General features: G+C 71.7%; 11 protein-coding genes. 6 read left to right on the top strand and 5 right to left on the bottom strand.

Going from position 1 to position 10,887, the window contains the following annotated elements; all coding sequences use genetic code 11:
* Positions 1–999, bottom strand: a 999-nt coding sequence (locus ACFKCF_RS11465) for a glycoside hydrolase family 26 protein (protein ID WP_394492966.1), incomplete at its 3' end; no start/stop codon positions are given.
* Between the two features lie 170 nt (positions 1,000–1,169).
* Here ACFKCF_RS11465 and ACFKCF_RS11460 point away from each other — a divergent pair.
* The 3 genes from ACFKCF_RS11460 to ACFKCF_RS11450 are packed head-to-tail and all read left to right on the top strand — an operon-like array spanning position 1,170 to position 4,738.
* On the top strand, positions 1,170–2,330 hold the full coding sequence (locus ACFKCF_RS11460; protein WP_394492965.1) for an ATP-grasp domain-containing protein: 1,161 nt from the start codon (positions 1,170–1,172) through the stop codon (positions 2,328–2,330).
* 15 nt (positions 2,331–2,345) lie between these two features.
* Positions 2,346–3,533, top strand: coding sequence for an NAD(P)-binding domain-containing protein (locus ACFKCF_RS11455; RefSeq protein ID WP_394492964.1), 1,188 nt, complete (start codon positions 2,346–2,348; stop codon positions 3,531–3,533).
* A gap of 32 nt (positions 3,534–3,565) precedes the next feature.
* Positions 3,566–4,738 carry a GEVED domain-containing protein gene (locus ACFKCF_RS11450; protein WP_394492963.1) on the top strand — a complete coding sequence of 391 codons (1,173 nt, stop codon included), beginning with the start codon at positions 3,566–3,568 and terminating at the stop codon, positions 4,736–4,738.
* 6 nt (positions 4,739–4,744) lie between these two features.
* Here ACFKCF_RS11450 and ACFKCF_RS11445 read toward each other — a convergent pair whose 3' ends face one another.
* The 3 genes from ACFKCF_RS11445 to ACFKCF_RS11435 all read right to left on the bottom strand — a co-directional run bounded on the left by ACFKCF_RS11445 (position 4,745) and on the right by ACFKCF_RS11435 (position 8,364).
* Entirely contained in the window at positions 4,745–5,278 is a 534-nt protein-coding gene (locus tag ACFKCF_RS11445) for an NADPH-dependent FMN reductase (RefSeq protein WP_394492962.1), read from the bottom strand.
* 102 nt (positions 5,279–5,380) lie between these two features.
* Positions 5,381–7,354 (bottom strand): ABC1 kinase family protein, encoded by a 1,974-nt coding sequence (locus tag ACFKCF_RS11440; protein WP_394492961.1) that lies wholly within the window; start codon positions 7,352–7,354, stop codon positions 5,381–5,383.
* Between the two features lie 83 nt (positions 7,355–7,437).
* A complete protein-coding gene (locus ACFKCF_RS11435; RefSeq protein ID WP_394492960.1) occupies positions 7,438–8,364 on the bottom strand; it encodes an acyl-ACP desaturase in 927 nt (308 codons plus the stop codon).
* A 77-nt stretch (positions 8,365–8,441) separates the two neighbouring features.
* Between ACFKCF_RS11435 and ACFKCF_RS11430 the strand changes: the two genes are divergently transcribed.
* Positions 8,442–8,906, top strand: coding sequence for an NUDIX domain-containing protein (locus tag ACFKCF_RS11430; protein WP_394492959.1), 465 nt, complete (start codon positions 8,442–8,444; stop codon positions 8,904–8,906).
* Here the strand turns inward: ACFKCF_RS11430 and arfB are convergent.
* Positions 8,903–9,310 carry an alternative ribosome rescue aminoacyl-tRNA hydrolase ArfB gene (arfB, locus tag ACFKCF_RS11425; protein ID WP_185073280.1) on the bottom strand — a complete coding sequence of 136 codons (408 nt, stop codon included), beginning with the start codon at positions 9,308–9,310 and terminating at the stop codon, positions 8,903–8,905. The two genes, ACFKCF_RS11430 and arfB, sit on opposite strands and share 4 nt — an antisense overlap.
* A 147-nt stretch (positions 9,311–9,457) precedes the next feature.
* Between arfB and ACFKCF_RS11420 the strand changes: the two genes are divergently transcribed.
* Both ACFKCF_RS11420 and ACFKCF_RS11415 read left to right on the top strand, forming a co-directional pair.
* On the top strand, positions 9,458–10,279 hold the full coding sequence (locus tag ACFKCF_RS11420) for a hypothetical protein (RefSeq protein WP_394492958.1): 822 nt from the start codon (positions 9,458–9,460) through the stop codon (positions 10,277–10,279).
* Complete coding sequence (locus tag ACFKCF_RS11415) at positions 10,276–10,875, top strand: HAD family hydrolase (protein WP_394492957.1); 600 nt, start codon at positions 10,276–10,278, stop codon at positions 10,873–10,875. The genes ACFKCF_RS11420 and ACFKCF_RS11415 overlap by 4 nt, the downstream gene beginning before the upstream one ends.
* The last annotated feature ends 12 nt before the right edge of the window (positions 10,876–10,887 follow it).

Here is a 10,887-nt window from a genome sequence, read left to right as displayed (position 1 = left end):
GGCGGCCGCCGCGCTGGCGGCCGGGTTCGGCGTGGACGGCGCGCTGGACGGGCTCGCCGCGCACACGCTGGGCGTGATGGCGGGGGAGGCGTGCTCCAGCAGGCGCCTGCGGAAGGCCTCCGACGAGCCGGGGTTCGACGAACACTGCCAGACGCCGTGGGGACAGTAATCGGAGATCGAGTGATAGACCACGTTGTGAGTGCTGATCCAGTCGAGCATCCCCTCGACGAAGGCGGGACGGTCGCCGTTGCCGAACAGTCCCCACTCGGGGAACGAGATGGGCTTGCCGTGCTCCGCGGCGAAGTCGGCGTGGGCCCGCAGGCCGTACGGCTGGTCGACGTAGTCGGCGAACTCGTGGCCGGGCCCCTGGTCGTAGCTGTCCATGCCGATGATGTCGACCACGTCGTCACCCGGGTAGCACTGCGTCCAGGGGATCGCGTCTTGCCCGCGGCTGGGGGCGAAGTCGAAGCGGAACCGCTGGCCGGGCGTCTCGCGCATGGTCGTCACGATGCGCCGCCAGTACCGCTTCCACGTCTCCGGGTCGGGTCCGCACCTGCTGGAGTAGGTGACGCCGTTCATCTCCCAGCCGAGCACGATGATCGTGTCGGCGGCGCCGGAGGAGACCAGCTTCCCGGCGAGTTTCCTGAAGCGGCCGTCGTGGGCGCCGTGCGCTCCCCTGGCCAGCCGCCGCGCCACGGTGTGGTCGGGCATCTTGGACTCGTTCGGAGTGATCATCGGCACGTTCAGCGCCAGGACGCGGCCCGGCTGGGCGGCCCGCCAGCGCGTCCAGGTGTCGAGGATCTCGGAGTCGCCCCCCTCGACGGACTTCCAGCGCTCGCCGGGCAGATAGGTGCGCCCGACCGTCACCTTGAGCCCCAGCCAGGCCTCGAAGCCCGTCAGGAGCTGAGGGCCGCGCGCGTCGGAGGCGAGGAAGACGCCCAGCGCCGCGGGGCCGGTGGGCGGGGCGGGCGCCGGCGTGCCAAGGCCGATCGATGCCACCACCGCACCCGTGATTATCGCGAGCGAACAGTACAGATATCTCTTTCCTGCCACGAACGCACATCCCCGATTCTTGCCTCTCCTTCCTTCTCCATACCCCATGTTTCGGCAATCCGGATATCCGACTCGCGATTTGCCTCATTCATAGCTTTTCGCGAAGGAGAAGGAACATGCTTGATTGCAGCGTCCCGGCGCTACTACTGCGATTGGACCCCAACAACTTTCACCATGGGACCCTCGGCGCCATTCGCTCCCTCGGCAGGGCCGGCGTGGAGGTGCACGGGCTCCTCGGCGAGGCGGACTCGCCTACCTCCCGCTCCAGATACCTGGCGCGCCGGCATGCGTGGCCACGCGACGGGGACGTCGTGCGGACGCTCACGCAGGTCGCCCAGGTCATCGGCCGCCCGGCCGTCCTGCTCGCGCTGGACGACGCGGGCGCCATCGCCGTCGCGGAGCACGCGGCGGCGCTGCGCCCGCACTACCTCATCCCCGACCAGGTACCCGGCCTGCCGCGCAGCCTCGCCGACAAGCGCCTGCTGGCGCAGCTGTGCTCCGCGTTCGGGGTCGTCCAGCCGGAGACCCGGCTGATCACCGGCGAGCGCGACGCCGCGGCGGCCGTCACCGACTTCGGGCTGCCGCTGGTCGCCAAGTGGGCGCAGCCGTGGCTCCTGCCCGCCGGCACCGGGCTGCGCAACACCAGCCTGGTGCGGCGGGCCGGCCAGGTGCCCCGGCTGCTCCAGCACGTGGAGGGCCGCGACCTGCTGTTCCAGCGCTTCGTGCCCGGCGGGCCGCACGCGGACTGGTTCTTCCACGGCTACTTCGACGAGAACTCCCACTGCCTGTACGGCGGAGCGGGGCGCAAGGAGCGCGCCTATCCCAAGGGCGCCGGGCTCACCACCTACGGGCGATGGCTGCCCAACCCCGTCGTGGAGGGCACGGCCCGCGAGCTGGCGGCGAAGCTGGGCTACCGCGGCGTGCTGGACATCGACTTCCGCCACGACTCCGGCAGGGACGCCTACCACCTGCTGGACTTCAACCCCCGGCTCGGCGCCCAGTTCCGGCTGTTCAGCGACGGCAGCGGCCTGGACCTGGTGCGGGCCGCCCACCTGCACCTGTCCGGCCGGCGCACGGTGCGGGGGCCGGCGGGTCACGGCCGGACCTACGCGGTGGAGAACTACGACCTCCTCACCGCCGGCCCGAGGAGCCTGCGCGCCCTGTGCTCGGCGGACGAGCTGGCCTGGCTCTCCGCCGACGACCCCCGGCCCTTCGTGGCCATGGCCAGGCAGGCGATGAAACGCGGATTCACCCGGCTGGCCCGGCAGCGGGCCTAGCGAATGGAGGAGATTGTGCCGGTCATCGACGTGGCGATCGTGGGCGCCGGACCGTACGGGCTGTCCGTGGCGGCGCACGCCCTGCACGCCGGGCTGGACGCGCGGGTGTTCGGCGAGCCGATGCGGGCCTGGGAACGTCACATGCCCAGGGGAATGCTGCTGAAGTCCGAGCCGGACGCGTCCCATCTCGGCGATCCGGATCGCACGCACGGCCTCGACGCATTCCACCGTTACTCCTACGGCGAGCCGGTGCCGGTGGAGAGGTTCGTCGCCTACGGTAAGTGGTTCCGCGAGCGGGCGGTCGGCCGGGCGCTGGAGGAGGCGCAGGTGACGGCCGTCGGCGTCGAGGGCGGGCTGTTCGCGCTCTCCCTGTCGTCGGGGGCGTCCGTGCTGGCCAGGACCGTGGTGCTGGCCCTGGGATTCCTGCCGTTCGCCCACCGGCCCCGCGCCCTGGCGGCGCTGCCGCCCGAAGTGGCCACGCACAGCTCCGACCACCACGATCTGAGCGGGTTCGCGGGCCGGGACGTGACCGTGCTCGGTGCCGGGCAGTCGGCGCTGGAGACCGCGACGCTGCTGGCCGAGGCGGGGGCGGCCGTCCGGCTCGTCGCTCGGACCGGGGCCCTGGCCTGGAACGACGTCCCCGTCGAGTGGCGCCCGGTCATGTCGCGGGTGCTGGCGCCCCGGTCCCCGCTCGGGAGCGGCTGGCCCTCCGTGGTCTGGTCGCGGATGCCGTACGCGGTCAGGCACCTGCCGAGGGCGGCCCGCTCCCACATCGTGCGCACCACCCTCGGACCGGCCGGATCCTGGTGGCTGAAGGAGCGCTTCGACGGCGCCGTGCGGGTGACCCTGGGGGCGCGGCTGGCGGCCTGCGAGTACCGCGACGGGGTCCGGCTGCGGCTGCGGGACGGCGCGGGAGCGGTCACCACGCTGGAGACCGAGCACGTCATCGCGGCGACCGGCTACCGGGTGGACGTGGGCAGGATCGGGATCCTCCACGAGGACCTGCGGCGCGCGGTGGCGGCGCCCGGTCCGGCGCCGCGGCTCGGCCCCGCGTTCGAGACGTCCGTCGCGGGGCTGCACCTGGTCGGGCTCGCGGCGGCGGGGACGTTCGGGCCGGCCATGCGGTTCGTGTGCGGCTGCGACTTCGCCGCCCGCCGCGTCACCAGGGGCCTCGTGGGCCGCCTTCGGGGAGCTCGGGCGTGAATCCGGGCAGAGCCGCTTCGGGGGGAGCAGGAATGGTTTTCCGTGCGGTGCTGGCCTGCTTGGTCACGGTGCTCGCCGGCGGCCCGGGGGCCGTCGCCGGCGACGCGCCGTCGTCCTTCACCAACTCGCCGGCGACGGCCACGGGCCGGACGCCGTCCGGCGTGACGGTGACCGTGAGCAAGACGATGATCGGGCGGACGCGCGTGGCCTCCGCCGAGGTGCTGCCCGCGAGCACGTGGGCGCCCGCCGACGAATTCCTCGTCCCGGCTGACGCCAAGATGACGGCGGGATTCCTGGACCTCTATGAGGACTTCGCGGACCGGCCCGGCCGCTGGAGCGACGTGGCCACGCTGACGTTCACCTTCTCCCGGCCGGTCCGCGACCCGCACCTGCACGTGTTCGGCACGGGCGGCCTGTCGCGCGATCCCGGGGTCGGCCGCGACGACTACTGGCCCGCCATCGACCTGGTCGGCGGGACCCCGGCCAAGCCGGTCCTCTCCGCGGCGGCCGGTTTCCCCGGCTACCGGGTCACGGCGGACTCGATCGAGCCGGAAGAGGTCCGTCCCGTCGAGACCACCACCTGCGGGGTCGTCTACACCTGCGGCACGGCCAAGGTGAACGGGACCGTCACCGCGTTCACGATCCGGCTGAGCGCTCGTGACGTGCGGTACGGGCCCGGGGGCCCGGGTCCGCAGCTTTGGGCCGCGTTCAAGCTCACGCTGGCCGAGGACGACTCCGACGCGCCCGCCTCGTACGGAGCGGCCTCCCACGCGATCACCGACTCCTTCCTCGGGGCTTCCGTGACCGCCGATCATCCGGACGCGGTGAGCCTGGTGCCGCGCGTGGTCAGCGCCGACGAGGACGACGCGGTGACCGGCTCGCCGGCGGAGATCACCGTCCGGGACCGGACCGGCACGCTGGCGGTGCCCGTACGGGCCGGGTCGCCGTCGTACGTCACCGGCTGGATCGACGCCGACCACGACGGCCGCTTCGGCACGGACGAGCGGGCCACCGCGAAGGTCGACAAGGACGCCACCACCGCGGAGCTGCGCTGGAGCCTGCCGGAGACGCTCCGCACCGGCCCCACCTGGATGCGGCTGCGCCTGGCCGCCCAGGCCACCGCCTTGCCCACGGGATGGGCCGACAGCGGCGAGGTCGAGGACCACCGGATCCAGCTCGTCCGCGCGGCGGACGGCACGCGCTGAGGCGGGTCAGAGCGAGAGCGCGGGCTCCATGACCTCGGAGGGGCACAGCTGGCCGATCACCCTGCGCACCTGGGCGCGCAGGGCGGGGTCCGTGAGATGGCCGTCCTTGTCGAAGTGCGGGCAGGCCGGGGAGATCACCAGCTCGGCCCCCATCACGACGGCGCCCGCCGCCTGAAGGTGCTTGTACAGCTCCGCCTGCGCCCACATCGCGCCGCACGCCCGCGCGCTCGCGCTCATCACCGCCACGTGCTTGCCCGACAGCCCGTTCCGGGCCGACATCCAGTCCAGCGCGTACGTCAGCTCCTCCGGCAGCAGGCTGTGCTCGGGAGCGGTCAGCAGCACCGCGTCGGACGCGGCGACCAGCCCGATGAGCTCGCGCGCCAGGACCGGCACCGGCCCGTGCGCGTACGGCGGGATCTCGCCCAGCCCCGGCCACACCTTGAAGTCGACGCCCCCGGGCAGCTCGCCACCCGCCGCATCCAGCAATTTGTTGATAAACGACCCCGCGTGGAGACTGGCGGCGATCCCGATGATTTTCACCCTCTGCTCCCGAGCGGTTCCGAAGTTTCCAGAAACCTGCCCGATGCCTCGGATGTCCAAGACCAGCTCCAAGTCAAGACACGACTGGGGCCCGTTCGCGTCCTATCTGCGCACCGGGTGATCGTCCGAGGCGCGCGGGCGGCGGAAGATCAGGGCGAGGACGCGCAGCACCAGGATGGCGGCGATGACCAGCAGGTTGTAGCCGATCAGCTGGAACAGCGAGGTGCCGGCCAGCGCCGGCGGGCCGCCGGCCGTACCGAGGAGGATGACCGCCATCACCCCGGCCGTGGCGCCGAGCACCGTCAGCAGCACCTGGTGGAGCAGGCCCGTCACGTAGCGGCGGTCGCGGTCGTCGGCCAGCAGCCGGACGTTCATGGTGAACCGGCCGTGCTCCGCGGCGCTCGCGATGCGCTCGACGCGGCGCGGCAGGCGGCGCAGCATCGGCAGCAGCGCGACCAGCTCCTGCGTGGCGGATTCCTTGATCGTCTCCGGGGTGATCCGCTCGGCGAGATGGCGGCCGGCGAACGACCGGGCCTCGCCGATGAGGTCGAAGCCGGGGGAGAGGCGGACGAGCGTGCCCTCCAGCGTGGCCAGCGCGCGGAAGACGGCGGCCACCTCGGGCGGGATCGACAGCCCGTACGCCGAGACGATCCTGAACAGGTCGGTGAACATCTGCGCGCTGTCCATGCCGGCCGTCACGTGCCTGGCCATGAACTGGCCGAGCGCCCGTTCGAGCGCGGCCTCGTCGATGTCCTCCGGCCTGGGCACGACCTCGAGCAGCGCGTCGGTGACGCCCAGCGGGTCCTGGCGGTTCATGGCGAGCAGGAAGCGCCGCAGCGCCGAGCGCACCGAGTCGTCGAGCCGGCCGACCGCGCCGAAGTCGAGCAGTCCCAGCGTGCCGTCGTCGAGCAGCATGAGGTTGCCGGGATGCGGGTCGGCGTGGAAGACGCCCTCGACCAGGATCTGCCTGAGCAGGCAGTCGAGCAGGTCACGGGCCAGCTGCGGGCCCTGCCCGGGGGCGGCGGCGGTGACGGGCCGGCCGGACAGGCGCCGCATGACGAGCACGCGTTCGGTGCACATGGCGCTGATCGGGGCGGGGTACGTGACACCGCCGCCGGCGGACGAGGTGACGGCCGCCATGTTGGCCGCCTCCACCCGGAAGTCGAGCTCCTCGCGGATCGACGTCGCGAACCCCTCGGCCAGGTCGCGCAGGCCGAGCGAGCGGCCCCAGCGGGTCCTGGACTCCAGCGTGGCCGCCAGCCGCCGGACGATGTCGAGGTCCTTCGAGACCACCGGCCAGATGCCCGGCCGCAGCACCTTGACCACGACGCTCTCGCCGGAGTGCAGGCGCGCGGCGTGGACCTGCCCGATGGAGGCGGCGGCCAGCGGCGTCCGGTCGAACTCGGCGAACGCCTCGTCCACCGGACCGCCCAGCTCGGCGGCGAGCACCGGCTCGATCTCGGGCCACGGCGCCGGGGCGACCTGGTCCTGCAGCCGGCCCAGCTCCTCTACGAACTCGGCGGGCAGCAGGTCGCGCCGGGTGGACAGGACCTGGCCGAGCTTGACGAACGTGACGCCGCCCTCGTCGAGGGCCTCGCGCAGCGACCTGGCCAGCCGCACCTTCCCCGGGCGGTCGTCGAGCCGCTCGCCGCGGCCGCGCAGGTACGGGCCGAGGCCGTGCTTGATGGCGATCCTGGTGATCTGCGAGTAGCGCCTGGCCCGGGAGAGGCGGCCGCGTACGGACCTGACGAGCTCCAGCGGCCCCGGCACCGAGCCCGGCGGCACCAGTGCCTCGGCGATCACCAGGATGACCATGGGGATCAGCACCACGCTCATGACGATGAGCAGCAGGATCCCCAGCGCCGGCGCGGCCGGCGGGTTCTCGCGGCCGACGGGGCCGAGGGAGGACAGGATCGGCTCCAGCATCGGCTGCGCCAGCGCGAAGGCGACCAGCGCAGCCAGGAACGTGCGCAGCCTGCCGAACCTGACGTCCAGCAGGCGCTGCGCCACCGTGGCCAGGCCGATGATCATCAGGAGCGTGAAGACGCTGAGGAGCAGCTGGGTGGGGAGATCCATAGCGAAGGATCATTCCACGGCGGCGCTCCTCGCCAGATGTCAGCGTGCCCTGGCGGCGGGACCCCGGGTGGGGTGCGGATGTGTCAGCGGGCGGCGGCGCGCGCCCGGCGCTCCTCGCGGCGCTCGACGAACCTGGCGGCCGTGATCTCGGTCTTGGCCAGGAACTCCGACAGCTGCTCGCGGGCCTGCTCGCCCTCGGCGTCCAGCCCGGTCTTGTCGAACACCGCCCACTGCCGCAGCACCGGCATCAGCACGTCGTCCAGGTGGAGGCGCAGGTCGTAGATGCCCTCGTTCGCGATGATCATGGCCTTGCGGGCGAACCCGTCGATGCCCGTGCCCGGCATCTGGAACGTGGTGACGACGTCGGTCACCGCGCGCATGGTCTGGTTGGGGTCCAGCTCGAAGGCGGCCTTGAGCAGGTTGCGGTAGAAGAGCATGTGCAGGTTCTCGTCGGCGGCGATCCTGGCGAGCAGGCGCTCGCAGCCCTCGTCGCCGGAGGCCATGCCGGTGTTGCGGTGCGCGATGCGGGTGGCCAGCTCCTGGAAGGAGACGTACGCGAGCTGCTGGAGCATGGTGCCGTACTCGGTGGTGAAGCCGTTCTCCATGTGGTGCATGCGCGCGCGCTCGAGCGCCACGGGATCGACGGCGCGGGTGACCGTGAGGTAGTCGCGCAGCGCGGTGCCGTGGCGGTCCTCCTCGGCCGTCCAGCGGTGCACCCAGGTGCCCCAGGCGCCGTCGCGGCCGAACGTGCTGGCGATCTCGTGGTGGTAGCTGGGGAGGTTGTCCTCGGTCAGGAGATTGACGATGAGCGAGATGCGGGCCGCCTCGGGGATCTTCGAGTCGCCTTCCTGCCACGCCTCGCCCCCGTAGATGCCGTCGAAGTCGCGGCCCTCGCTCCACGGGATGTACTCGTGCGGGAACCACTCCTTGGCCATCTTGTGATGGCGGTCGAGCTCCACGGCCACCACGGGCTCCAGCTCGTGCAGCAGCTCCGTCTGAGTCATCGCCATAAAAGATCTTCTCCTTCAGGTTACGGTACCGTAGGTTAGGCTACCGGAAGGACATACCGGTCAAATAGGGTGTCCCTATGCGACCCAGTGTCCGCGGTGTCCTGCTCGACCATGACGAACGGCTGGTGCTCTTCCGTCGTACGGTTCCGGGGCGCGACGTCTATTGGAGCATCCCCGGAGGGCATGTCGAACCGGGGGACGACACGCTGGAGCACACCCTGCACCGGGAACTGCTCGAGGAGCTGGGCGCGACCGTCTCTGCGGTGACGCCCCTGGTCACGCTGTCATACCCGTGGGAGGGCGAGCTCAAGACGCAGCACGTCTACGGCTGCCGCCTGGTGTCGATGGATCCGGGGCTGCGGCACGGGCCGGAGTTCGACGACCCGTCGCGGGGTCTGTACGAGGTGGAGCGGGTACGGCTGGACCGCTCGGAGATCACCTCCCGGCACCTGGTGCCCGAGCCGGTGGCGGACTACCTGTCGACCACCATCGCGAACCTGCCCCGCCTGATCGGCCAGGGGCAGGGTCTGCCGCCCCGCTAGGGTTCGCGGCGCAGGCGCTTCAGGTCGGAGCGCTGCTTCTTCGCGGCGATGCGGCGCTCGACGGCGCCGCGGCTGGGCTTGGTCGGGCGGCGGCGCTTCGGCGGCGGGGCGATGGCCTCACGCAGGCGCTGGGCCAGGCGGTGCGCCGCGGCCTCCCGGTTGCGCAGCTGGGAGCGGTATTCGGAGGCGGCGATCGTGATCGTCGGGGAGCCCAGCCGGTCGAGCGCCCTGGCCTTCAGCGCGGGCGGCAGCGCGGTGCTGGCGGCCACGTCGAAGACGAGCTCCACGCGGCTGTCGGTGGTGTTGACGCCCTGGCCACCGGGGCCCGACGAACGTGAGAAACGCCAGACGAGCTCGACGTCGGGAATGACGATCGAGTCGTTGACGATCAGCGGGCCGGGCATGTGCGGGACTCCTGTTCTCTCACCAGCATTAACAGTAAATGGGCGGATATATGCCGCGCGCAACGGCATTTCCCTGTCTTTCTCGATGGCGGACTGCAAGTGACGTGTGCCACCATCGCGCGTGGAGATCACGGGTGGGGAGGCACAGTGACCGCGATCGTCGGCGTACACGGGATCGGCAAGTACAACTACTACCTCGAGGCCGGGCGGTCCGCTACCGGGGCGGCCGAGGCCATGCGGGTCAAGTGGGACCGCTACCTGCAGGTGGCGCTCGGGGGCGAGGCGCGGGCGTACTTCAGCGAGGTCGCCTACTTCTCGCACCACCTGCACAACGGCAAGGGCGGCGGCGCGGAGGCCAAGCCCTCCGCGGCGACGGAGAGCCAGATCCAGCAGGTGCTCGCCGGCTGGGCGCGGAACCTGGGCGTGGGCGAGCACGTGACGGGGGCGCTCAAGTCGTTCACCGGCTGGCTGCTCGACCGGCTGGACGGCAGGTCGGCGGCGTTCGCCAAGCTGTTCGCGCCGGAGGTGGCGGCCTACCTCACGGACGAGGGCAAGCGCGAGCAGTGCCGGCGGGTCGTGGCCGAGGCGATCAGGCGCAACCGGCCGAAGGTGGTGATCGCCCATTCGCTCGGCAGCGTGGTCGCGTACGAGACGCTCTGGGGCGACCCCGGCCTCCGGATCGACCTCTTGATCACCCTGGGCAGCCCGCTCGGCATGCGCAACGTCGTCTTCGAGCGACTCCTGCCCACCCCCATCAACGGCCGCGGCGAACGCCCCCCGGGCGTCAAGCGCTGGGTGAACATCGCCGACAAGGACGACATCGCCGCCATCCCGCCCAACCTGGCCGTCAGCTTCACCGGCATAGACGCCGAAGAGCTGGTCAACCTGGACTGGATCGACTTTCACACCGCCGAGAAGTATCTAGGTTGCCCGGCGCTGGACCCGCATCTGCGACCATTCCTGGCATGACGTGGATTGTGTTCGACTACGGCGGCGTCCTGTGCCTGCCCCAGCTCGACTCCGACAACGAGGCCATGGCGCGGGCGGTGGGCGCGGACCCGGCGGCGTTCAGGCGCGGCTACTGGGAGCACCGCCTGGAGTTCGACCGGGGGAGCCTGAGCCCGCTGGCCTACTGGTCGGCCGTCCTGGACCGGCCCGTCACCCAGTCCGAGGCCGCCCGCCTGGTCGCCATGGACGTCGCGAGCTGGGCGTACCCGAACGAGGACATGGTCGCCCTGCTCGGCGAGCTGATCGGGGCCGGGCGTGACGTGGCGCTGCTGTCCAACATGCCCGTCTGCATCGGCGACGGCCTGGACGAGCTGCCCTGGATCGCCGAGGTCGGCCGCCGCTTCTACAGCGGCAGGATGGGCCTGGTCAAGCCCGAACGGGAGATCTACGACGCGATGGCCCGCGCGCTGGGCGCCGAGCCGTCCGAGGTCGTCTTCATCGACGACCGCGCCGAGAACGTCGAGGGCGCAGAGCGCGCGGGCATGACCGGCGTGCACTTCACGGACGCCTCCACGCTCCGCGGAACGCTGTCCGGCGTCCACGGAGCCATCGGATGAACGCTCAGTGAG

Origin of the sequence: Nonomuraea sp. JJY05 (genome assembly GCF_043496855.1) — a bacterium.
In the GTDB taxonomy this organism is placed as follows: domain Bacteria; phylum Actinomycetota; class Actinomycetes; order Streptosporangiales; family Streptosporangiaceae; genus Nonomuraea.
Note: the sequence above shows the minus strand (reverse complement) of the source record. Positions and strands in the feature narration are given on the sequence as shown.